Annotated in this window: 23 protein-coding genes and 4 pseudogenes; 14 read left to right on the top strand and 13 right to left on the bottom strand. The window is 53.4% G+C overall.

The features are described from left to right. Positions 1 to 2,001, top strand: a complete 2,001-nt coding sequence (tssI, locus tag JQR86_RS24140; RefSeq protein WP_434155554.1) for a type VI secretion system tip protein TssI/VgrG — start codon at positions 1 to 3, stop codon at positions 1,999 to 2,001. Positions 2,002 to 2,029: 28 nt separating this feature from the next. After that, positions 2,030 to 2,575 (top strand): toxin-antitoxin system YwqK family antitoxin, encoded by a 546-nt coding sequence (locus JQR86_RS24135; RefSeq protein WP_434155553.1) that lies wholly within the window; start codon positions 2,030 to 2,032, stop codon positions 2,573 to 2,575. An 8-nt stretch (positions 2,576 to 2,583) separates the two neighbouring features. On the opposite strand, the gene JQR86_RS24130 is transcribed toward JQR86_RS24135, so the two are convergent. Continuing rightward, positions 2,584 to 2,979, bottom strand: a complete 396-nt coding sequence (locus tag JQR86_RS24130; RefSeq protein WP_434155552.1) for a DUF4280 domain-containing protein — start codon at positions 2,977 to 2,979, stop codon at positions 2,584 to 2,586. Between the two features lie 147 nt (positions 2,980 to 3,126). On the opposite strand from JQR86_RS24130, the gene JQR86_RS24125 reads away from it, so the two are divergent. After that, a complete protein-coding gene (locus JQR86_RS24125; RefSeq protein ID WP_434155551.1) occupies positions 3,127 to 3,648 on the top strand; it encodes a hypothetical protein in 522 nt (173 codons plus the stop codon). An 865-nt stretch (positions 3,649 to 4,513) separates the two neighbouring features. Here JQR86_RS24125 and JQR86_RS24120 read toward each other — a convergent pair. Together JQR86_RS24120 and JQR86_RS24115 are read right to left on the bottom strand one after the other, a co-directional pair. Beyond that, positions 4,514 to 5,406 (bottom strand): annotated as a pseudogene (locus JQR86_RS24120) (EamA family transporter). A 50-nt stretch (positions 5,407 to 5,456) separates the two neighbouring features. Then, positions 5,457 to 6,665 (bottom strand): MFS transporter, encoded by a 1,209-nt coding sequence (locus JQR86_RS24115; protein WP_434155549.1) that lies wholly within the window; start codon positions 6,663 to 6,665, stop codon positions 5,457 to 5,459. 206 nt (positions 6,666 to 6,871) lie between these two features. Here JQR86_RS24115 and JQR86_RS24110 point away from each other — a divergent pair, with 206 nt between their 5' ends. Continuing rightward, entirely contained in the window at positions 6,872 to 8,284 is a 1,413-nt protein-coding gene (locus JQR86_RS24110; RefSeq protein ID WP_434155548.1) for a PLP-dependent aminotransferase family protein, read from the top strand. A gap of 166 nt (positions 8,285 to 8,450) precedes the next feature. Continuing rightward, a complete protein-coding gene (locus tag JQR86_RS24105; RefSeq protein WP_434155546.1) occupies positions 8,451 to 8,741 on the top strand; it encodes a hypothetical protein in 291 nt (96 codons plus the stop codon). Positions 8,742 to 9,097: 356 nt separating this feature from the next. On the opposite strand, the gene JQR86_RS24100 is transcribed toward JQR86_RS24105, so the two are convergent. From JQR86_RS24100 to JQR86_RS24085, 4 genes are all read right to left on the bottom strand, one after another. After that, on the bottom strand, positions 9,098 to 9,268 hold the full coding sequence (locus JQR86_RS24100) for a hypothetical protein (protein ID WP_434155545.1): 171 nt from the start codon (positions 9,266 to 9,268) through the stop codon (positions 9,098 to 9,100). A 34-nt stretch (positions 9,269 to 9,302) separates the two neighbouring features. Further along, positions 9,303 to 9,515, bottom strand: a complete 213-nt coding sequence (locus JQR86_RS24095; protein ID WP_434155544.1) for a hypothetical protein — start codon at positions 9,513 to 9,515, stop codon at positions 9,303 to 9,305. Positions 9,516 to 9,665: 150 nt separating this feature from the next. Continuing rightward, positions 9,666 to 9,842: a hypothetical protein gene (locus JQR86_RS24090; RefSeq protein ID WP_434155543.1), complete on the bottom strand. Its 177-nt coding sequence runs from the start codon at positions 9,840 to 9,842 to the stop codon at positions 9,666 to 9,668. A gap of 780 nt (positions 9,843 to 10,622) precedes the next feature. Next, positions 10,623 to 11,510, bottom strand: a complete 888-nt coding sequence (locus JQR86_RS24085) for a LysR family transcriptional regulator (protein ID WP_434155542.1) — start codon at positions 11,508 to 11,510, stop codon at positions 10,623 to 10,625. A gap of 209 nt (positions 11,511 to 11,719) precedes the next feature. Between JQR86_RS24085 and JQR86_RS24080 the strand changes: the two genes are divergently transcribed. The 4 genes from JQR86_RS24080 to JQR86_RS24065 all read left to right on the top strand — a co-directional run bounded on the left by JQR86_RS24080 (position 11,720) and on the right by JQR86_RS24065 (position 15,212). Then, on the top strand, positions 11,720 to 12,889 hold the full coding sequence (locus JQR86_RS24080) for a mandelate racemase/muconate lactonizing enzyme family protein (protein ID WP_122044650.1): 1,170 nt from the start codon (positions 11,720 to 11,722) through the stop codon (positions 12,887 to 12,889). A 101-nt stretch (positions 12,890 to 12,990) separates the two neighbouring features. After that, positions 12,991 to 14,298 (top strand): C4-dicarboxylate transporter DctA, encoded by a 1,308-nt coding sequence (gene dctA / locus JQR86_RS24075; protein ID WP_434155541.1) that lies wholly within the window; start codon positions 12,991 to 12,993, stop codon positions 14,296 to 14,298. Positions 14,299 to 14,781: 483 nt separating this feature from the next. Further along, complete coding sequence (locus JQR86_RS24070; RefSeq protein ID WP_256680870.1) at positions 14,782 to 14,991, top strand: VOC family protein; 210 nt, start codon at positions 14,782 to 14,784, stop codon at positions 14,989 to 14,991. Further along, positions 14,937 to 15,212, top strand: coding sequence for a hypothetical protein (locus tag JQR86_RS24065; protein WP_434155748.1), 276 nt, complete (start codon positions 14,937 to 14,939; stop codon positions 15,210 to 15,212). Before JQR86_RS24070 ends, JQR86_RS24065 begins: the two co-directional genes overlap by 55 nt. A gap of 215 nt (positions 15,213 to 15,427) precedes the next feature. Here the strand turns inward: JQR86_RS24065 and JQR86_RS24060 are convergent. Beyond that, a pseudogene (locus JQR86_RS24060) lies at positions 15,428 to 15,550 on the bottom strand (IS3 family transposase); the annotation flags it as partial. Positions 15,551 to 15,741: 191 nt separating this feature from the next. Here JQR86_RS24060 and JQR86_RS24055 point away from each other — a divergent pair. Then, positions 15,742 to 15,909: pseudogene (locus tag JQR86_RS24055) on the top strand (transposase); the annotation flags it as partial. 51 nt (positions 15,910 to 15,960) lie between these two features. Here JQR86_RS24055 and JQR86_RS24050 read toward each other — a convergent pair. Continuing rightward, positions 15,961 to 16,878, bottom strand: a complete 918-nt coding sequence (locus JQR86_RS24050) for a LysR family transcriptional regulator (RefSeq protein WP_434155539.1) — start codon at positions 16,876 to 16,878, stop codon at positions 15,961 to 15,963. Positions 16,879 to 16,975: 97 nt separating this feature from the next. Here JQR86_RS24050 and JQR86_RS24045 point away from each other — a divergent pair, with 97 nt between their 5' ends. After that, complete coding sequence (locus JQR86_RS24045; protein WP_434155538.1) at positions 16,976 to 17,848, top strand: aldo/keto reductase family oxidoreductase; 873 nt, start codon at positions 16,976 to 16,978, stop codon at positions 17,846 to 17,848. A gap of 249 nt (positions 17,849 to 18,097) precedes the next feature. Here JQR86_RS24045 and JQR86_RS24040 read toward each other — a convergent pair whose 3' ends face one another. Continuing rightward, positions 18,098 to 18,382, bottom strand: coding sequence for a transglycosylase SLT domain-containing protein (locus JQR86_RS24040; protein WP_434155536.1), 285 nt, complete (start codon positions 18,380 to 18,382; stop codon positions 18,098 to 18,100). Positions 18,383 to 18,571: 189 nt separating this feature from the next. Between JQR86_RS24040 and JQR86_RS24035 the strand changes: the two are divergent. Further along, a pseudogene (locus tag JQR86_RS24035) lies at positions 18,572 to 18,736 on the top strand (tyrosine-type recombinase/integrase); the annotation flags it as partial. A gap of 51 nt (positions 18,737 to 18,787) precedes the next feature. Here the strand turns inward: JQR86_RS24035 and JQR86_RS24030 are convergent. Further along, positions 18,788 to 19,054, bottom strand: coding sequence for a nuclear transport factor 2 family protein (locus JQR86_RS24030; RefSeq protein ID WP_434155534.1), 267 nt, complete (start codon positions 19,052 to 19,054; stop codon positions 18,788 to 18,790). Positions 19,055 to 19,295: 241 nt separating this feature from the next. On the opposite strand from JQR86_RS24030, the gene JQR86_RS24025 reads away from it, so the two are divergent. Continuing rightward, positions 19,296 to 19,601: a DUF7740 domain-containing protein gene (locus JQR86_RS24025; protein ID WP_434155532.1), complete on the top strand. Its 306-nt coding sequence runs from the start codon at positions 19,296 to 19,298 to the stop codon at positions 19,599 to 19,601. Positions 19,602 to 20,237: 636 nt separating this feature from the next. Here JQR86_RS24025 and JQR86_RS24020 read toward each other — a convergent pair. Both JQR86_RS24020 and JQR86_RS24015 read right to left on the bottom strand, forming a co-directional pair. Next, entirely contained in the window at positions 20,238 to 20,705 is a 468-nt protein-coding gene (locus tag JQR86_RS24020) for a DUF1203 domain-containing protein (protein WP_434155531.1), read from the bottom strand. A 61-nt stretch (positions 20,706 to 20,766) separates the two neighbouring features. After that, the gene (locus JQR86_RS24015) at positions 20,767 to 21,684 is read right to left on the bottom strand and encodes a DMT family transporter (RefSeq protein WP_434155746.1); all 918 of its coding nucleotides are present in this window, start codon (positions 21,682 to 21,684) and stop codon (positions 20,767 to 20,769) included. Between the two features lie 265 nt (positions 21,685 to 21,949). On the opposite strand from JQR86_RS24015, the gene JQR86_RS24010 reads away from it, so the two are divergent. Further along, positions 21,950 to 22,759 carry an AraC family transcriptional regulator gene (locus JQR86_RS24010; RefSeq protein WP_434155529.1) on the top strand — a complete coding sequence of 270 codons (810 nt, stop codon included), beginning with the start codon at positions 21,950 to 21,952 and terminating at the stop codon, positions 22,757 to 22,759. The last annotated feature ends 56 nt before the right edge of the window (positions 22,760 to 22,815 follow it).

Raw genomic sequence — 22,815 nt, 5'->3', positions numbered from 1 at the left:
ATGCCCCTCCCCACCAACACCAACCTCTCGCTAACCGCCGGCTGCCTCACGGATCTCTACCCCGAGACAGCCTCCGGACGTGAAGCCTTGGGGCAGCTCGACGAACTCGTCCTGCTCGGCAACAGCGCCACCGCCCTCACCCTCCCCGACGCCATCGCCATCCACGTCACCCTCAGCCTCCACAACGACGCCAACCAGCGCCCGCTCGACGCGCTGGTCGCGGAAATCCGCCAGCTCCCCGCTGATGCCACAGCCGACCGCTACCAAGTGGTGCTGCGCCCCTGGCTCTGGTGGCTGACGCTGGCCAGCAACAACCGGGTGTTCCAGAACCTATCCACCAGCGACATCGTTACCACCCTCTTCAAGGCCCACGGCTTCACCGACTTCAAGCTTTCGCTCTCCGGCAGCTACGAGCCGCGCGAGTATTGCATGCAATACAGCGAGACGGATTTCGCCTTCGTCTCGCGGTTGCTGGAGGAGGAAGGAATCTTCTGGTTCTTCACCCACGAGGCCGGCAAGCACACGCTGGTGCTAGGGGACAGCAACGATGCCTTCCCACCGATTCCCAACGGGCCGAAGGTACCTTATCTGGGCCAGGATATCGGGGGGCGCGAGCTGCATGGCATTCGCTCGGCGCAGTACAGCGTGCAAGCGGTAAGCGGGGTGTACAGCGCCACGGACTACACCTTCACCACCCCTACCACCTCGCTCTACAGCCAGGCCGAGGCGGTGGCCGGGTCGTTGTCAATGTACGAGCATCCGGGTGGCTACATAGCCAAGGCGCGGGGCGATGCGTTGACCAGGCAGCGTGTGGACGGGCTGCGCAGCCAGGAGAAGCGCCTGATCGGCGAGAGCGACTGCCGCTGGCTGGTGCCCGGCCACTGGTTCACCCTCACCGGGCATGACGACGCCAGCCTCAACATAGACTGGTTGGTGACCTCGGTCACCCATGACGCCAGCCACGAGCATTACCGCAACCGCTTCGAAGCCATTCCCAAGGCCACCGCCTACCGCCCACCACGGGTCACACCTAAGCCGCGGATGCACACCCAGACCGCGCAGGTGGTAGGCAAGGCTGGCGAGGAAATCTGGACCGACCAGTACGGCCGCATAAAAATCCAGTTCCCTTGGGACCGCGACGGCAAGAGCAACGAGGCCTCTTCCTGCTGGGTACGCGTGGCGCTGCCTTGGGCGGGTAATGGGTTTGGAATGCAGTTCATCCCCCGCATTGGGCAGGAAGTGATCGTCACCTTTATCGATGGCGACCCGGATCGGCCACTGGTCACTGGGTGCGTTTATAACGGCGATAACGCACTGCTTTACGCTTTGCCTGATAACCAGACGCAATCAGGGATCAAGACGCAATCGTCAAAGGGCGGCGGTGGCTTCAACGAACTGCGTTTTGAGGACAAGAAGGACGCCGAGGAAGTCTTCCTCCAGGCGCAGAAAGACATGAAGGTCAACGTGCTCAACGACAGCACCACCACCATCGGCCACGACGAAACCCTCACGGTGCAGAACGCCCGCACCCGCACGGTGAAGGAAGGCGACGAGACCATCACCCTGGAGAAGGGCAAGCGCACCGTGACCATCCAGACCGGAAGTGACAACTTGGATGTAAAAGAGACGCGAACGGTAAAAGTGGGTAGCCATCAAACTCACAATACGGGTGGCAACTACAGCCATACGGTTGCAGGCAACTACGAGCTCACTGTAGACGGTAATTTGACTATCAAGGTCTGCGGCGAACTTACGTTGCAAAGTACCGGGAACCTAACGGCCAAAAGCGAGCAGCACCTTGTCTCCCAGGCAGGTCTGACGCTGACTGATAAGGCTGGTACCTCGCTCACCAACGAAGCAGGGACATCACTGGAAAACAAGGCGGGTACTACACTCACTAATGATGCCGGTATAAGCCTGACCAACAAGGGCGGCGCTGAGCAAACTGTAGATGGTGGTGCCATGCTGACAATCAAAGGTGGCTTGATCAAGGTGAACTGAGTACATCGTCAATCAACGGGAGCGGGGCATGAGCACAACGCAGCCGGTAACCCTACAGCGAGAAAACAGTACTCTTAATACATCACTTGCAGAGGGAAGGCTTACCGGCCCCACCAAAATCAGTGAAGACGGTAAACTTCAGGCGCAGCTGACATACCAGCACGGCATTTTAGAAGGTCCCGTGGTCTTCTTTCACTCTGCGGGCCGCCCCTCTGCCAAGTTGCATTTCAGTGAAGGAAGGCCCCATGGGCTGGCAACATTCTATTACCCAAACGGCATGCTTCAACGAGAGGCCCAATATCGAAAGGGCCTTCTGCACGGAGAAGTAAAAACATACTTTCCAAATGGCATCCTGGCGGAGCGAGAGCAGTATCACATGGGCATACTGCATGGCGTTTGCCAGCGCTACCATAGTAATGGTCAAGCGTCATGGAAAGCTCAATACCACCAAGGCAAGCCAGTGGAGTCTGCCCAACAGTACGCGCCTGACGGCAGGCCATTAGATGAAGAAGGCAAGCCTATCTCACGCCCAAAATGGTGGTGGCGTCGCTGGACGCTAGCACCTGACGCCTGAGGGAAAACCTAAGGTATAAGCACCTGGACCTGACCAGGGTAGAGGATCTTGATAGTGCCTGCCCAATTGCACATTAGCGTGCTGTTGGCATCCAGTGCCGGCATGACACCAAGCAATACTGTAGGGGCTCCGCCTGGAAGCCATGGGGTTGCGGTAGCTGGGATACAGGGCATGGGCGTCAGCGCTCCTAGGGCCGCGGCCGTGGCAGCAGCCACGGTTGGGTTGGCCAGACTCTGGCACAGGCCGAACGGCAAGATATTTACAAGTGGAATGTGGTCTTGCAGATTGGCCGCAGGCATTCCTCCAATAAGCGTACGGTTCAAAGGCAGCACGTTCAACATGGAGGGAGTCATGCCAAAGCTGCACTGAAGCGTGGCCCCGGAGCATGTATGAGGACATCCCATAGGTCATTGCCCAAGAATTTAACTATGCTGCTACGAGTAAAGATCAAAATAAGGGCCTCCGCCAGAATCAGCTAAGTGAGAAATGCTTCATTTCAAGCTCTTCGACTTACTTAGTTTCGCTAGTTATAGATATAAGGGATTTACTATATGTGTAATAAAACATGGTCTTTCGGAAATCAGCGTGGCCTGGGCAGTAATTTGCCTGATAACGTGGGAAATGCGGATTGCGGACAGCACGCAGCGGGTAATGTAAGTGGAGGCTATAGAGTAGGCTCCATCGATACGGCCAATCAGAATAACGATCAGACTCCGGACTTCATTACGCCAAGTCAGTTTATTCCAGCTCATGGAATGAGCGAAGCTATCTTCCGTACAAGCCCAATTCCTGGTCGGGCTGAGGCAGCGGCTTATTTAAGAATTCAGGATCAAGCATTTCACTATGCGAAAATTGTGAACGGTCAGTTTATACAAACAGACGCAAATAGGGCGGAAAAGCCCGGTATGGGTGGGGTAATATCACACTTCAAGCTAACGTCAGGCCAATTAGATCTTATAGGACAGAAAGCTGTGCAGCCCACGGATTCTTTAAACCTCGGCCAGTTTGTTGACTACTGTATCAATACCTATGGAAACGGAAATTGTTTATTCTATTATTGTAAGTTTGGATGAAAACTAATTTTTAAAGACTTCCAACCTCATATTTATGTGAATTTGAGAAATCGCAACTCCTTCTAGGCAGTCTTGCACTCAACTTCAGTTGCCGTCAAAGCTAGCGTAGTAAATTTCGAGCGCTCATTACTGCCCAGCTGCGCAGCATTGGCTATCTCAGGAGGGCCTAGCAGAGCGTATTTAATGGAGCTAAACGCTGTTGCTGCCCCTGGCGGAAGGTCAACGGCTGCCTTGCCTGTTTCCGTATCGACAGGCCCTTTCTTTTCAAATATCGCGTTTGCGTAATTATCTGCTCTCTGACTTAGCTCCATAATCGACGTGTAATGCTCGGAGGAGGTAAAGTCGCCAGATTTATCACTAGCAATACTATTCAACGCCTCTATTGAGAGTTTCGTGGAGGGTCGTCATTCCTGATCAGGACAAAATCGACGGCCTTGCTTACCAGCTCAACACAGCAGATATTCTGATTATTGGATTTTTTCCTGACGCAGCCCTTACCCGCCACTGATCTTCTCTTGCGCGACGTTTCAGGGTGCGATGGAAGCTATCCTGAAGACTGGCAAAGATTTCTGCAGGGAAAGCCCGGTAAGACTTCTGGCTTCAGGTAAGAAATGGGCGTATATCCTTTAAACGAGGAGCCCGCACCTGTCTTGGCAATACTGAGAGGCAAGCCGACTGAGCCGAGGCCGGTTGCGTCAATACAAGTGCCTCACTGTTTAGATCCTCAGGCTATCGACCTTGATCGACTGCCATTGGGTTTCTGTATAACCGTTGAGCACCCAATGAGCCCGTCCGGTCCAGAGCGCAGAGCAGGCAGGGACTCTTGTAGAGCAAACCAGATATCGCAGCGACACCTCAACCGGCTCTAAAGGGACCGTTGCTGCAAGGCAATAAACCGATAAAAGACTGATTGACCGTAAAACCCGACCAGCAAGCCCAGCAGAACCAGCGCCAGCGCTATCAGCTTTAACATGGGTAACGTCTCGTTGAAGATCAGGGTGGAACCCAATATACCGAAGACAGGAACCAGTAGGGACAACGGGGCGACGGTTGAGAGTGGATACTGCCTGAGCAGCGCGTTCCAGATCCAGTAAGCCAAGAGCGTATTGGGATAGACCTGAAATGCCAAGGACAGCAGCGCCGTCAGGCTTAACTGCTCAATGAATGAAACGTAGCCGGCCGCTCCATTCAGCAGATAGCTGAGCAGGAACAGCGGGATAGGTGCGAAGGCGCTGGACCACACCAGAAAGCCAAAGACTTCCCTTGTGTTTGCCCGTTTAACGATGAGGTTGGCAATGCTCCAGCAGGCGGCCCCACAGATGACGAGCATAACGCCAGTGAGCGACACTGAGCCGTCAGTGATCAGGATAATCAGCGCCAGCCCAAACACGGCAAGGAGGCCTCCTGCTATCTGGTGACGACGCAGTGGCTCGCTAAAGACCAGGGCACCAAGGGCAATGGTGAAAAATGCGCTGAACTGAAGCACCAGTGCAGCAGACCAGCCGAGAGTCCGGTTTTGATACCCAGATTAACGACTCCCCATAACCCTACGCCAAAGACCAGCCCGTAGCTGATCAGATAACGCCAGGGCACTGCTGGTTTGGGTATTAGAAGGACTGCCGGCACTGCACAGAGAAGAAATCGCAGTCCGGCCAGAATGAAGGGATCAACCGTAGCGAGTCCAGGCTTGATGACCGAGAAGTTGACTCCCCAGGTGGCAGTGATCAGGACGGCAAGCGATAGGTGGCGGGCTTTCATATGGGCAGGTTTCCAGACGCAGCGGAGGAGCGTAAAGAGGGATGGCACTACTAGCGGGGGCGCGTCAGGTACCAGAAGAGCAGGGCGCTCAGGCTGACGGCTGCACCCAGTACACAAACGCCATTCCAGCCTGCCCAGCCATACGCTGCAGTGGATGCGAAAGCACCTGCGGCGCTTCCGATCGAGTAGAAAGTCATGTAGCCCCCGACCAGTCGGCTTGAGGCGTCTGGTCGAGCGGCCAGGATCAGGCTCTGGTTGGTGACATGTACAGCTTGAACGGCAAAATCGAGAATAATAACGCCCAGGACCAGCACTGCGATTGAAGCATGCAGGCCGGCTATTGGTGCCCACGACAGCAGAAGCAGCAGCAGGGCTATCCCTGTGGTCTGCTGTCCCTTGCCAGCATCGGCGCGCTTACCTGCACGGGCTGCGGCCAGGGCGCCCGCGACCCCGGCAAGACCAAAGAGGCCAATCTGCGTCTGGGTGAGCCCCATCTCAGGCTCACTTAGCGGCAGCACCAGCGCTGTCCAGAGAATGCTGAAGGCTGCAAAGATAAGCATGGCCAATACCGCTCGTACTCGGAGTACAGGTTCGGACATGAAGAGCCTGGGTACTGAGCAGAGAAGGCTCAGATAGCTGACCGGCCTGGCATCCCGGTTATGTCGGGGCAGCATGAGTGCAAGTGCTCCGGCCAAAACTACTGCAAGCGCTGCGGAGATCATGTAAACGGAGCGCCAGCCGGCAAGGTCAGACATGAGTCCAGAAAACAGGCGCGCCAGTAGAATGCCAAGCACAATACCACTGGTTACTCTTCCTACGACGCTACCTCTCTCTTCCGGTCGTGCAAGTGTAGCGGCGAAGGCCACCACTACCTGTACTACCGTGGCCATAAGGCCTACCGCAGCAAGGGATGCCAGAAGCGCAAGGAATCTGTCAGCGACACTGGCCAGGAGAAGAAAGCAGGCGGACAAGAGGATCTGCACCAGAATCAGCCGGCGACGATTGATGAGATCACCAAGGGGTACGAGAAAGAACAGTCCCAGGGCATAACCGATCTGCGTAGCCGTCACGACAAGACCAATATGTGCCGCCCCTACGCCAAGATCCTGCGCCATCGCATCCAGTAGGGGCTGCGCCATATAGACATTGGCGACAGAGGCGCCGGCAGTACATGACAGCAGGACTACCAGCAGTCTGGATAGCCTTTCCTGCCGCGGCCTGGCAGCCGTGCATGTCGAGACGTTTGTATCTGTATTCATCGGTCACTCGTTGCCTGCAGGATTTCCTAGGAAGGCGGGCGGTGCTCCGCCGCGTCTGATAGAAGGATCAGGCAAAAGCTATGTGTCCGGCAGACCCAGCAATGGATGACCTTGAGCATACAAAACGGTCTTTCGCCGCTCTGAATGGTAGGTTTTCAGGCAATCTGTATGGTCACCTCACACCCTAAAGCCCATATAGTTAAGGAATGAACCTTTATCTCAATCTTGCAGCGCTCCTCGAACAGCGAATCCAACAGGGTCTGTATCTGCCCGGTCAGAGGTTGCCCTCGGTCAGAACCCTAAGTGTGGAGCACGACGTAAGTCTTTCGACGGTCCAGCAGGCCTACCGGGTGCTGGAGGACCGGGGACTGGCCGTGCCCAGACCCAAGTCAGGATATTTCGTGGCTTCAGGCAGGCGACAGATGCCGTTGCCAGGCACGTGTCGCCCAGCCCAGCGTCCGGTGGAGGTGGGGCAGTGGGATCTGCTGCTCAAGCAGATGAGATCCCCTAGAACAGATGTACTGCATTTGGGAGGGGGAACGCCCGATATCGGTGCGCCTACACTCAAGCCGCTCTTTACTGCGCTTACCCGTATATCACGTCGTCATGACATGGCCATGCTTCGTTACGACAACATCCAGGGTTTGCCTGAGCTGCGCGAGCAGGTTGCACGACTCCTGGTAGATTCGGGCTGTCAGCTCCATCCCGATGAGATTGTAATTACAACGGGCTGCCATGAGGCCCTCTCGGCTGCAGTTCGCACGCTATGCAAACCGGGCGAGATCGTTGCCGTCGAGTCTCCCGGCTTTCACGGCATCATGCAGACCCTTAAGGGGGTAGGGGTACAGGCTGTCGAGATACCGGTGGATCCGATCACGGGTATCAGTCTGGATGCCCTGGAACTGGCTCTAGAGCAATGGCCAATCAGGGCCGTACTGGTCACACCCACCTGTAACAATCCGCTGGGCTTCAATATGCCCGAGGAGCGCAAGAAAAAGCTGCTTCGACTGGCGCAGCGGTTTGATGTGGCAGTTATCGAGGACGACATCTATGGCGACCTTGCGTATGGCTACCCAAGGCCACGTTCGATCAAGTCCATGGACCAGGAGGGACGAGTGCTGCTCTGCAGTTCCTTCTCCAAGACACTGGCCCCAGGTCTAAGAGTTGGGTGGATTGCTCCGGGCAGATATCTGGAGCAGGTGCTTCATATGAAATATATCGGTACAGGTGCTACTTCAACCCAGCCGCAGATGGCGGTTGCCGAGTTTATTACAGCAGGGCACTACCATCCGCATCTGCGTCGAGTACGCAGTCAGTACAAACGTAACCTTGAGCGTGTCTCAGGCTGGTTGTCAAACCACCTGCCAGCGTCAGTAGGTATAAGCCAGCCTCAGGGCGGCTTCATGCTCTGGATCGAGTTGGCTGAAGAGATAGACGCGCTGCGCCTGAATGAGCATCTGGCGCACCAGGGCTATGAGTTTGCAGTTGGAAATATCTTCTCCGCTGCAGGAAAGTACCGAAACTGTATACGGATCAACTACGCCTTGCTGCAGGGAAACGCACTGGAATCAGCCATAAAGGCCTTGGGACACGAACTGAAAGATGCATCCAAGGTATAAGCGTGTCGTTATGATGCGCCAGCCCTTGAAGAGACAGAAGAGGTAATGGCTGATAACTGACCTGATGAGGCGTGAGCGCAAGCGGCGTGAAGCCCTGTGGCAGCTGTCTAGCCCCCTGAAACAGGAGCAGGCTATTCAGGATTTGATTGAAATCGAGAGGCTGGATATGACATTCCCCCTCGGAGAAGCGGCTGGCTGGACAGTAGAGCAGGTAGGTGATCATGTTCCTGTCGGCCCCAGAGCAGATGACCCCAAGGGGCTCGCTATTGTTGCGGAGTCTTCCATTCCTGAACCGTGGCGATCACGGATGGCGGCTGCGAGTAGGGGATCAACCTGTGTCGCTGAAGGCTATTTTGCTCAGGACTGGCAGAAGTTTCTCAGGATCTGGACAGATGAGTGCAGCCAGGTTGAGATTTTGCTGGGTCGAAATGGTGTAACTCGTAACAGAGGAAACTAAGCTGCTCAGAATACCTAATGGTAGCTGATAGAGCATACATGTCATGGCTGACGCCAAGAGCTCTATGCATGATCAGGTTAAACTTCATGCTATAGAGCTGTCCGAGCATATGCAAAGGACAGGCGAAACCATGGACCAGGCTGAGGCGCGGCTATACAGCCAGCGGTCAGGATTGAAGACAGTGCATTAAGACGGGCAGCAATGTTTTAGCTATAAAACAAAGAGCTGAAGGGCAGGCGGAAGTGATATCAATTTAACATAAGCGTGTTATGCGAAGCCTAGTAATAAGCCTTCTCATGAGCGAACACTCTAAAAACAGAGAGAAGCTTTGGGCTACAGGCTTAGAGGTACTGCTTTCAAAGGCGTGCGCCTGCTAAACGTCCAACTGGCTCAAGCTCTTTTCCTTTAGCCAAGCTAACCGCCAGAAACTTACGCTCAACACTGGTAATGCCGCCAGCGAGACGACGCGCTTCAGCCTGGAGCTGAGCGGCAACCAGAGACTTCGTTGTGTCTTTAGATTGCTTCATGAAGCATCCTCGATTACTGGCTTTAGATTTAATGTTATGCCTCGACGATGCTGATGACAAGACGCTGCTCGTCGTCCAGCTCGAAGCCTAGTTCCTTGTACCAATCTATAGCGCCAGGGTCGGGGTCTTGTATTTCAATTTCGGACAACCCGAGCATTCGCCCGTACCGGGTTACATTGATCAGAGCCAAGCCTGCCACTTGTCCCTTGAGTGGGTGCGCTCCATCTGGCTTGCCTTCCAGCAGCACAATCTTGATCGTCAGGGTGCTTGCCCAAGGGGTAGCGTAGCAAAGACCACAAAGCTCATGGTCGTACCAAAGCGATAGGTCAAAATGCCTAGTGTCACGCTTCTTCCAGCTTGGAACATCCTCCCACGGATATACCTGGGCTTCAGAGATCTAGCGATAGCTCTGATTAAGCGCCTCTTGGGTGATCGGCTCAAAACGAATACGAGCGGGATCGATTCCCTTTGCAAGTAGCTCAGTAGGATTATCCAAGATGAACTCCTTGGCCATGGTCAAGGCTGTTGAGCGGTACACCTGATACTTGAGGTTGCTACTTCGAGATCCTGACATTGTTTCGTTCTTTCCGGCGCGTTGTACAATGCACGGTGCATCATTTTACGCCTAACTTAAATAGCCTGCTTAAAGTCATATCCCCCCCATAAACATTAAAGTACAGGCGAAGCCATGGGCCGGGCTGAGGCTAGACTGTATAGCCAGCGGTCAAGTTTGAATGCAGTGCTTTAAGGACGAAAAGACATGGATGACGGTGCTGAGGTCGTATGGAAGGGAATCAAGCTACTGATTAGAGGGATTTGTGAGTTTCCAGACACCGTTATGGATGTATTCGAATGGATAGGCCGTAAGGTTCTTCGACATGTGTTTCGCGGAAAGAAAGAGGTCGGCTACTGGATAGCGATGCCGGCAGGACTGTGCTCTATAGTTCTAATCAGTATGGTTGGATTTTTGATTGCTACAGCGTGATAGCTTACAGATCTGCAAGAGATGCTTTCGATTTCTGATTTCTATTTGAAAAAGAGAAGGTTGGTTGAGCCGCATTGTAGCCTTGAGTCATCGGCAGCGCGGTTAAGCGTAAGCCACCTTCTTCAATTGAGGCGGACAACGAAGAAATATTCGCCGTACAAGCTGTATTCCCCGGTAATGTTATCGATCGACTATTAGTTACCCTAAAGGTTAACCTAGCTATTGTGTATGGCTTCGGGTTCACTCCCCACTCCGAGATGATTTGAGTAGTGATACATGACAGGAGCAAAGCTTTCACTAATGGACTATGGGCGTAGCTGTATGGCTGATTGTAAAACGAGTTACCCGATCAGAACTTTAGCTAGGTATTTATTGCTGAAAGAAATGGCTGACGTCCTGCCAAAAGGCCTCAGCAAATGATGGCAGCGGCGCAACTGGACGGGTCAGGTGTATTTGTAACGGGATATCCCAACTTCTATCCAGTGCTCGAACGAGGTTACCTTCGGTTTGCTCTTGCTCGGTTAAGCTGCTTGGTAGCCAGGCGACCCCTTTATTCTCAAGAGCCATAGAGGTCAGGACTGCAGCCAGATGGCTACTAAAGGAAGGTCGCAGATGTAAGTATTCAGCTTTATCCTGTAAGTGATGCTCGAGTATCCGTCCCAGGCCGGACTCCTTTGTATAGGCTAGATAAGGAAGCGTTTGGAGGTCCGCTCCAAAATCTGCTTCTGCTCCCATCAAGGGTACAAGTGTGTCTTGCCCAATGGTTTGGCTAATAAATTGACCAGCGGGTAAGAGGGTAGGTACATCGGGATGACGATGGCTTAAGAGAAACTGGGCTTGCCCATGAACCAGCATGCGCTCGCACTCTGCCATGCTGTCCGAAAGTAAACGAACGGCTTCGATGGGCGCACCTCGCCCTAATTGACGAATCCATTTTGGGAAAAAGGTAAACGAAAGAGAATGAGTCGCGGAAAAACGAAGGCTTTTTGCAGCCGTGCCAGCAATTTCACGTGCCTCATCTCGAATTCGGTACAAGCGTAAGGCTGCATCCTGAACACTGTTTAGTATGTGTTCACCAGCAGGCGTCAGTGTGGCACCTTGGGCCGTTCGCTTGAACAACTCCACGCCCATCCATTCCTCCAGCGCACGTATCCGACGGCTAAACGCAGGTTGGGTCACATGACGTGCCTGAGCCGCGCGAATGAACCCGCCTTGTTCTGCAAGAGCTATGAAGTCTTCTAGCCAGACCAGTTCCATAAACTATGCCGTTTAAGCATGAATGCAAAGGATTTATAACACGGTACTCCATTAGGAACTAGCTATTCAGTAGGACCCGCGCTAACCGAATGTAACTAGCCGATCTTTCAAGAGGTAATGCCATTTCGGCATTGCTTACTTCAATAACAGCATTAGGCAGGTGAAAAAATGAAGCTTAGTTTAAAGCTTCACAACAAGAGGACCGCGCCATGCGCATCGTTGAAATTCGTGAAAAAACTGTTTCTATTGCATCCCCGATTGCTAACGCTTACATCGATTTCTCGAAGATGACTTGCTCTGTAGTAGCGGTCATCACTGATGTTATTCGTGACGGCAAGCCGGTTGTTGGTTACGGTTTCAACTCAAATGGGCGCTACGGCCAGGGTGCTCTGATGCGTGATCGGTTCCTGGCACGAATCGCTGAAGCGGACCCAGAATCATTGATTGACCAGGAGAACAACAACCTCGACCCGTTTGCCATCTGGAAGACCTTGATGACCAATGAGAAACCAGGGGGACACGGTGAACGCTCGGTTGCTGTAGGTACAATCGACATGGCTGTATGGGACGCCGTAGCCAAGATAGAAGGCAAGCCCCTGTATCGACTACTGGCTGATCGTTATCGTAACGGTGTAGCGGATGATAAAGTCTGGGTTTATGCCGCAGGCGGCTATTACTACCCGGGCAAGGACCAGACCAAGCTCAAAGCCGAGATGCAGGGATATCTGGATCGCGGATACGATGTTGTAAAAATGAAAATTGGGGCAGTGCCGCTGGATGAGGATATTCGTCGCATCGAAGCGGTACTGGAGGTAGTAGGCGATGGCCGCCGTCTGGCAGTAGATGCCAATGGCCGTTTCGATCTTAAAACCTCAATTGCCTATGCTGAGGCTATAAGCAAGTACAACCTGTTCTGGTACGAAGAGGCAGGTGATCCCTTGGATTACGCGCTGCAGGCAGAGCTTGCCAATCACTATGACCTGCCAATGGCGACAGGTGAAAACCTGTTTTCCCATCAGGATGCACGTAACCTACTGCGCCATGGCGGTATGCGCCCTGATCGTGACTATGTTCAATTTGACTGTGCGCTTTCCTACGGGCTGGTTGAATACATGCGTACCTTGGATGTCATGAAAGAGCTAGGCTGGTCATCTCGCCGGGTTGTTCCTCACGGCGGTCACCAGATGTCTTTGAACATTGCAGCAGGCCTGCATTTAGGCGGCAACGAATCCTATCCTGATGTGTTCCAGCCATTTGGCGGCTTTGCCGATGGCATTCGTGTCGAGAACAGCTATGTCGGTTTGCCGGATATCCCAGGCGTTGGGTTTGAAGCCAAATCGGCCCTCTACGCCGTTATGCGTGAACTAGGCGAAAGCTGATCACTGTGCCTTTGCTGCCTCTATCGGGAGGCAGCAAACTCAGGCGCCGCTAAGAGGCCTGACCACACAGCCCATCATAAGAATAAAATGAGGTGCATCCTGTGGAAATCGCGAAGTCTCGCTGGTACAGCCAGCTCTATGTCCAAGTTCTAATTGGTATCATTATTGGTGGCCTGTTCGGCTATGCACAGCCCGAATATGGCGCCAAGCTTCAACCGCTTGCGGATGGTTTTATCAAGCTTATCAAGATGCTCTTGGCACCCATTATTTTTGGTACGGTTGTTGTTGGTATTGCCAAGATGGGCAGCATCAAGGAAGTTGGCCGCATTGGCGGAAAGGCCCTGATCTACTTTGAGGTCCTTTCTACGATTGCGCTGGTCATTGGTTTGGTTGTAGTCAACATCGTCAAGCCGGGTGTTGGGATGAATATCAATACAGCCACCTTGGATGGCAGCGCCATCAATAAATACAGCCAGATTGCCCATGAACAAGGTGGAACGATTGATTTCTTTATGAACATCATTCCGACCACCTTTATTGATGCCTTTGCGAAAGGATCAATGTTGCAAGTGATCCTTCTCTCCGTGTTAATGGGAGTAGCGCTTGTTCAAATGGGGGATGTGAGTAAACCCCTGATTTCAATGATCGATCTCTTTTTGCAGGGATTGTTCAAGATAGTTGCGATGGTAATGCGTCTGGCGCCCATTGGAGCGGGAGCCGGGATGGCATTTACCATTGGTAAATACGGTATTGGTACTCTCCTTTCCTTGGGGCAATTGCTTGTCGCACTCTACTTGACGACTCTGCTCTTCATATTTGTTGTGCTCGGTGCGGTAGCAAGATGGTCTGGCTTACCCTTGATGCAGTTTTTACGTTATTTCAAGGACGAAATTCTCATCACCCTGGGTACTTGTTCCACCGAAGCGGTGCTTCCAAGGATGATGGTTAAGCTTGAAAAGCTTGGGTGTGAAAAGTCTGTTGTGGGCATGGTTCTGCCAACAGGTTATACCTTTAATGCTGACGGTACATGTATCTATCTCACCATGGCTGCTGTGTTTGTTGCACAGGCAACCAACACACACCTAAGCCTGATGGATCAAGCAGTGCTCCTTGGTGTTTTGTTACTGACCTCAAAAGGCTCGGCGGGCGTCGCTGGTGCAGGATTTATTACCTTGGCTGCAACCTTGACCACAATCCACTCGATTCCGTTGGTAGGGCTCGTACTGCTTCTGGGAATTGATCGATTCCTTAACGAAGCACGGGCAGTGACAAACCTTATTGGAAATGGGATCGGAACTATCGCTATTGCCAAATGGGATAATTCATTCGACGTTTCCAAGGCAAAACAAGAGATAGCCGACACAAAGGCAGCCAGACTTGAGGCTAAGCGCTTTGCGATTCAGGAATAGACACGAGTAAGTTCTATTCATGAAAATTCCCGCTCCTAGAGAAGAGCAGGTAAGGCGCGTTGAGCAATTGACGCGCCGTCTAGAGCGTGATGGAGCCACACCATGACCTTCAAGTCCCCACCATGATCGTACCGGCGTGGAGATTCGTCACCGCGATGATCCGCAGTTACCTGCCTGGAATCTGCCCACCGCAAACATGCTGCGTAAGACCATCTATGGCGTAAAAGACGTCTCGATACTGGCAGAATCAGACAGGAGTTTGACGGGGACGGCGAAGTCAAGGTATTGCCGGACGGGTCGCTCGAGTTATTCGACGATCTGGGATTCGCTCTTGGTTTCCAGGTAACGGCGAGAAAAACGATCGATCTTCAGGCCGAATCCGTCAATTCTCCCGGTGACGTCCGACGGCCCGCCAGCACTACCGGAGTACCCACGGACATCAGCACCCCGCTGGCAGCAAGTCCTCGTACCCTGTCCCAGGTAGTGTTTTTTGTACCGGACGCCGACAAGGCTGAAGCATTCTATACGCAACGGTTGGGCTTCAAACTAACTGACAAGTTTATCGGCATGGGTCTTTCTTGCGCCCGGCCGGTACCTTTGATTACCACACTTTATTCTTTATCCGGACGCTGCCCCATATGCAGGGTTGCGAGCACTTTACCTTCCATATGGGAGGCCCGACTGAGGTGCTGAGCGATGGGTATGCCTTCGTCCAGAAGGGCTACGAGTCATATTGGGGGTCTGGCCGCCATCGCTTTGGCTCCAACTGGTTCTGGTACTTTAACACCCCGATGGGGTGCCATATCGAGTCCGACGCGGACATGGAGCAGCACAACGACGACTGGAATCAGCGTATCGCACCAGGAGTCATAGACAACTCTCAAATCTTCCTCTTCCACTGGTGCGAACAGTAGACGCCGGATGGCAGTCGTCCCTGAGTATGGAGATACCCGAATGGCCAGGAACCGGGTTTGCCACGTGAACGATGTTCCACCCGGTACTTCGCTGGGATTTCGTTATGCCGCTTTCGGCCATGACGATCTGTTCGTGGTGAATCATTTAGGTAGGCTTTACGGTTATCGCAATTCCTGCCCACATTGGTCTGGCTCGACGCTGCCGCTGAACCAAAGCCACGCCGCTTCCGGCGTGGCCAGCCATGAACTTGCTCAGCCGCCATCAGACGAGCAACGCGGTTCAGGCTGACGATTTCACCCTCGTCCGGCAGATCCTCGTGCATCCGCGGCGCTCCGATTTGTGCTGGTTTGTACTTTGGTAATACACCTTAGTTACACATTTAGCGTCAGGTTTGTCAGTCACTGGCTGAAACAGCACAGCGTTGCTTTCAACGTTCTGGTAGGAATTATATTTCTAGGATTGACTGGCTACATGGTATGGCAAGCGTCAGTGTAGTACTTGGTATGCCTGGTACCGCTGGGTTAGCAGAGAACCATGAAACGCAAGCCCAAGCACATCGAGCGGATGTTCGGCTGGCTGAAGGAGAATCGTAGGATCGCTACTCGCTACGACAAGCTGGCAAGAAGTTTTGCCGCCATGGTTACGCTGGCTTGCACGCTGCGATGCCTACGACAGTACTTTTCGTACAGAACCTAATCTGTCTCTTTGAATAGATATGTGAACTTCACCGACACTACTAATGCACAGTTAGTCGGGAAACAGCTCTTGCCGCTTATCACGTACGTAGTCAACAAAAGCCCTTAATGGCGCTGGCAATAGACGCCGCCCCGGGTAGTAGAGAAAGGGGCCGGAAAAGCTCACCCACCAAGGCTCTAGTACAGGTACCAGTCGTCCATCGTCAAAATACGGCTGTAGCCAATCCTCAAACAGCATGGTGAGACCGCTTCCGGCAATAGCCATCTCTACAGCCAAGTCGGTTGCTCCGCCGATACGGACCTCCAACGGCCCTTTAGGCTCAAACTGGATCACCTGCCCGTCACGCTCGAACTCCCACAGCGCAATCGCACCGCTGGCGAAGCGACCACGGATACAGGCATGCTCAAGAAGATCATTCGGATCGCGTGGAAGGCCATGGCGTTCAAGATAAGCTGGCGATGCTGCCACAGCAAACCGCTGTACTCTCGGTCCGATAGGAATCGCAACCATATCCTGCTCCAATCGCTCTTCATAGCGGATACCGGCATCGCAACCACTGGCTAGCACGTCGACAAAGCTATCCTCAGCGATAATCTGAACCTGAATGCGCGGATAGCTGTCGAGAAAACCAGGCAGAATCCTGGGCAGTACCAAGCGCGCCGCAACAACCGGGACGTTCAACCTCAAGGTCCCAGCTGGATAGTCGCGAAACTGATTGACCACATCGAGTGCAGCGCTCACTTCCAGTAGTGCTGGCGATACTCGCAGGACCAATTGCTGGCCCGCGTCAGTCAGTACCACGCTACGGGTGTTTCGGTTAAGCAGCCGCACCTCCAGGTGCGCTTCTAGTCGGCGCACGGCATCACTCAAGCGTGACGCGCTAACCCCGCTGCACCGAGCACCGTCTCGAAAGCCGCCAGCCTTGGCTACTATGAGAAAGGCCTGAAGATCATTAAGATCAATATTCATTGTCCGCCAGCCCGTACAACCCGTACGGACTATAGCAGATTGTCCTGCAGTCTCTGGAGACCTATTGTGATCCCTCACACGCTAAGGAGTACTTCTCATGAGCAGCAAGGTATCTGTCGCTACTTATTCACTGGGCGATCGTAAGGTTAACCGAATCGGCTTTGGTGCCATGCAACTGGCAGGGCCAGGCGTATTTGGTCCGCCAAAGGACGGCGACGCCGCACGGGCTGTCTTGCGTGAGGCTATCATGCAAGGGGTTAACCACATTGATACCTCGGATTTCTATGGCCCACATGTTACGAACCAACTGATTCGAGAAGTACTACACCCCTACCCACATGAACTTACCATTGTGACCAAAATTGGTGCTCGCCGAGGGACGGCTGGTGAGTGGTTACCTGCCTTTTCGCCTGCTGAGCTTACCTCTGCCGTTCATGACAATTTGCGCAACCTCGGCGTAGAGCAACTGCATGTCGTAAACCTGCGCAGCATGCACGGTTTACATGAGCCGGCCGAAGGTTCGCTGGAGGAGGCCATCACTACGCTGGCCGAACTTCGTGATAAGGGCCTGATCCGGCATATAGGGGTCAGTAACGTTACAGCTACACAGATTGCCGAGGCACAACGGATTGTTCCTATCGTCTGTGTACAAAACGCCTACAATATTGTGCATCGTCAGGATGATGCACTGATTGACCGTTTGGCAGCAGAAGGCATCGCGTATGTGCCCTTCTTTCCTCTCGGCGGCTTTAGCCCATTGCAATCGAGCACATTGGAGGAGGTCGCGGCAACACTAGGGGCAACCCCCATGCAAGTCGCCATCGCTTGGTTGCTGCAGCGCTCACCTAACATCCTACTCATTCCGGGAACGTCGAAAGTCGACCACTTGCGACAGAACCTTGCCGCCGCAGATGTCGTTTTATCCGCTGAGGCGGTAGCACAGTTGGATACGTTGGCTTACGGGCCATAAAGCAAAGTCAGCATCTCACGTAACGTTTGCTGCAGCGGTTCGCTAGAGTCAAGGAGGGCTTTCTAGGCCATCCTTGCTTCATTCATGCGACGCCGCCGCGCAACTCATCCGCGGACGCCATTACCTTTTGAGCGTAACCCTGGGGATCGGTAACTCGATTGAAAGAATCGATAGAGCCTGGCTGCCAGTTAGGCCCACCGTTATATTCCTTCAATTGACTCCGGGCATCACCCCCTAGGCTGCTCATAATCATGGCGGCCATTTCAACCTGATCGGATTGGCGGGAGTGGTCGTATTCATGACCTGCCTTCTGGCGGCGTTATCACCGCGTGTAGCGGCCTGAACTTGCATCACGCCGTCGCCATTAGCCATGTTCTGACCCCAGCTGCTCTCCTGCTTGGCTTGCGCAGCGAGCACAAAAGGATCGACTCCATACTTCTCGCCAGCCTTCATGCAGTCTTGCCATAAGTCCTGCGGCACGCCCCGCGGCGAGCTATCTGCATTGACCGAAGTGATGCCGTCGCCAGGCTTCACGTTTTGGCCATTCCTCGCGTCATTTGCACCTTGCGTCCCCTCTTTGCCACCAGGATTTTGTGCAGCAAATGGAACCTCCCTGGGTGGGCTCTCATTGCCGAAAGTGACCTGGGCGTTGCCTTTCCCTGCGCCACCTTTTTCATTTCCACCGGTATTAGCGTTGGAAGCAGTACGTTGCTGTCCGCCTTGCAGCACAGCTTTCGCGCAACCTTTAGAACCTGGGCAGCCGAGACCACGAACTATCCGCGCGAGGTCTGTGAGATGGCACTGGCGCATACGCTGGGCATCAAGGTGGAAGCGGCCTATAACCGAGGGGGTTTATTGGAAAAGAGGAGGGGGCTGATGCAGGAGTAGAGCAGCTTTCTGCACGCATACTGCCCCGCCCTGAGTTTATGCAGCAGTGAGTTAGCTTCTGAGCCTGTTAGGCGATGATGCCAGAATGGGCGACCGCAACCTGCCACAGACCCGTTTCCAGATGCGCGTGAAGCGGAAATCTACGTCAGCAGGTTGACCGGCATATTTACGACTAATCTGGATCCGTACAGAAACAGCAGCCGTGTCGACTCTGATCAATCGGATTTCTTGCTCTGAAGGTTCCAGCCTGGAAATACTAAGAGCGCCTGATCCATGTGCTGCTAAATCGGCTTCTTTGCCTAGGCATTGTCCAGACATTACTCAAATACATGCTGTTCAGGGAGGCATTGCGCTTGGCAATATTGCTTTGAGCCATATGTGCTTCTGTGATGAGCTATTTGATCTACTCTTGGATTGTGTCAAAGCTAGCTAAAGCGTTGCCTCAGTGCAACTTGATTCGACTGATCAGACAGCCAATGACCGGCAGGTGTGAGTGCTTCTGGGTGAGGCCATTGATGTTGACCGAGCGGACAAGGGTCTATGATTCTTAACCATATTTTTGATTATTTGTCAAAACCGTTGGAAAGAAGTACACTGGCGCCCTGATATAATCCATCTAGGAACAAAATACTTGAGATTTTTTGACGCAGCGGTCTGCCTTTCCCTTTCAGCGCAGATCCATGGCACGAACAAAGAAATACGTGAAACCGCTAAACGTTGCCTTCCAACTTTGCAGAAGGCTGACCGCATCCTTATCAACCGGATCGCGAAGAGCAACACGCCGCTCGAAGACGTTAAAACGCTTGTTAAGACGCTTCTGAACGATGTCGTAAGTATTAAGCCCAGCACTCTCTCCTTAGCTTAATTCGCTGCACAGAAGGCTCCTGAAACTCTTTGGCTGCTTTCCATAGGTAGAGAACTTATCCTGCTCACTTATTGCTTCCAACAATCATGAGTAGGATATATACCGTTCCTCCCGTGAGGATAGGTCGTAGACGATAGCAAGGGAAATTTGCTCCTTAGGGAGCAGCGGCAAATAAAGTCGTAGCAAATATCTACCTTACCGACAGTAATGTTGGTTCCTGGACAGCACGTGAGACTGTCTCATTAGAAAGGGAGAAAGGGCCCTATGCAGCGCCTTTTCTATTGGCAACCACGCTACGCTTTTATTCATTCTGTTCAAAACGACTTCATAGAACAGAGTGATAGCGAGATACTTGTGCTGTGATAAAGGTACTGAATCTCACCTCCCAGCACCTTATCAAAACCAAATGAGCATTTAACCGAGTCTTGGGATAGTTACCTAATTAGGCAGCAAGCTGATTGTTAAATCTTGTTATGGACTTTTCTTGTATACGCTGTGGTACTGAACTACTCAGGGCTATGTGCAAAATCAAAAGACTAGCCAGACTGGCATCTAGACAGAGGACCTTAGGCTGGAAAGGTACACTTCTGTTCTATGCAACGAATTAAGCGCCTTGTTGAACTACTCAAGGGCTGCTTATGTTCTGTCAACCCGGGCGGCATAACAACCGCGCCTGGCATAGTGAACGTGCAGATAATCAACGGCTGGATTCTCAAACAGCCGACAGATCAGCCTTTCAAGCTGAGGTCCCTCCACAACATTAGCATCGATCATCATGCCCTGGCTGTCGTATCCGCGAACTGACAACAGGCGAGCCCGAAGCGAGGCCGGTACTGCACCAGTCTGATCGTAACGCTGTCGGGCCCCTTCCTTGATAAAGATAGCGTGACTCGCCTGATAGGGGGTCTGCGCAGGCTGATGCTGGTAGTTCAGCAGGAGCAGGTGCTCTCCTGGGCTGACGTCCTCAAGGCTTATCCGATCTGGAAAGCCAGGCGACTGATCAGCAACGTATCGAAAAACCCCAGCGCGGGAAAGTTCAGCATCGCTTAACCCATACAGATGCTCAAAGAGGGTAGGGTCAAGACCCGCGATACGAAATGACATAGGTTGGCTCCTCATGAAGATAAAGGGTGAAATCGATAGCCGTGCCTTACAACGCCTGGCATTACCTGAGCGGTACGCTTGTTTCTCGGCGTTTGGGGTGCCTTATGAGTCGTCCATTAAGCGTGAGAAGGCCAAGGGCAATCACTGCCATACCGCTTAAATGGTTGAGCTCAAGGGATTCGTCCAGCACAAGCCAGCCAAGCAGAAGGGCGCTGATGGGGACAAGAAGCGTTACCAGCATAAGGTTCGTAGCGCCGGCCGAAGCGAGCAGGCGAAAGAACAGGACATACGCCAGGGCGGTAGAAAAGAAGGCAAGACCTCCTATCGCGGTCCAGGTTTGCCAGCCGGGTAGAGGAAGCATCCAGGGACGATCTACCATCAAGGCAATGGGGACCAGCAGCACCGTCGATGCAGTGACCTGACCGGTAGCAGTTACAACCGGAGCGATACCCATGGTTCTGAACCGGCGCCCGAACACACTGGCAAACGCATAGGAAAAGGCGGCGCCCAGTACGGCAAGCGGAGCGAGCGCATTGGCGTTAATGCCCTCGAACGCTCCAGGCCCGACTACCAGAGCCACACCCAGAAAACCGGTCAGGATGCTGACCAGTTTGCGAGGGGCTATTCTTTCGTCCTCTGTCAGGTAATGCGCCACGATTACCGTGAAAAACGGAGTGGTCGCATTGAGGATGGACGCCAGTCCGCTGGTGAGAGAGGTCTGTGCCCACACAATCAGGCAAAAAGGAATCACATTGTTAAGAATGCCCATGCCTAGAAAGGCAGCCCAGGTATGCCAGCTGCCCGGTAGGCTGAGGCGGAGCAGACGTGCCAGCAGCAACAGAGCCAGTGCAGCCAGGCCCACACGCAAGGCTACGATGCAGAGCGGGGGCATTTCCTTGACCGCTATGCCGATAAAGAGGAACGAGCCGCCCCAGAGTGCTGACAAGACAGCCAGCAGACTCCAATCCTTACCTGTCATCGCACTCATGCAGCGCCGCTCCCCGGTTATCAAAGAATGCTACAAAGCAGCAGCTCTGAAGAGTATTTCCAGGCGCCAGCTTCTGGATCATCTTTATGCCGCAGGGGCTCCTGGCATAACCATCCGTTTCTGACTTTCAAATCCCGTGTAAGGTGACATCGACGCCTGAATGGATAGCCTCCATTCGTGACATCTAAGGCGATGGGATGGTTGTATGATGCAGAGGCGCTACGCTCATGCATGGATTTGATCAGGACAGCTTGGGATGACTACAGAGACGGCAGGCAGGGATTGGGTGCGTCGCAGCGATAGCGCTTCGAGGATAGAGCGCATCGAAGCCTACTTCAGCGGTCATGGTTATGAGCCCCATCGGCACGATACCTATGCCATTGGCCGTACTCTGTCAGGCGTACAGAGCTTCCACTACCAGAAGAGCATGCGTCATAGTCTGCCAGGCGGAACCCTTGTCCTGCACCCGGATGAGCTGCATGACGGCGAGGCGGGTACCGAGGCAGGCTTTCGCTACCGGATGATCTATGTCGAGCCTGCGATCATTCAGCAGATTCTGGGGGGTAAGCCGCTGCCTTTCATTGCAACGGGCCTTTCAACCGACCCGCGTCTTTGCAGAGCGCTTGAGACGTTTATGCAGGCGGTGGACTGTCCCCTCGAGACGCTTGAGGAAGCGGATGCGCTGTATGACCTGGCGCAGGCGCTGGATGCCGTTGGTAACAGGCGTCGGGGCAGGCGAGCCTATGACTTCCCGGCGGCAGAACGAGCACGTGAGTATATCCACGCAAGTCATGGTACAAGCATCACACTGGATGAGCTTGAATATGCCAGCGGGCGGGATCGCTGGAGTCTTGCCCGAGATTTTCGGGCACTGTATGGCACAAGCCCGTACCGATACATGACGCTTAGGCGGCTGGACAGGTGTCGGAAGTTGCTGCTGGATGGTTTTAGTCTTGTAGACGCAGCCCTGGCAGCTGGTTTTTTCGATCAGAGCCATATGACTCGCCATTTCAAACGGTGCTACGGGCTTTCGCCAGCCCGCTGGTTAGACATGCTGGGCCGGTAAACCTGCACGATCGTGCAAGAGTTATCCGTTCAGTCCCGTTAGCGTAACGGTTCCAC

The organism is Pseudomonas sp. JZ134 (genome assembly GCF_051027695.1).
Lineage (GTDB): Bacteria > Pseudomonadota > Gammaproteobacteria > Pseudomonadales > Pseudomonadaceae > Chryseomonas > Chryseomonas luteola.
The sequence above is the reverse complement of the archived record's forward strand: the minus strand, read 5'-3'. Positions and strand labels throughout refer to the sequence as shown.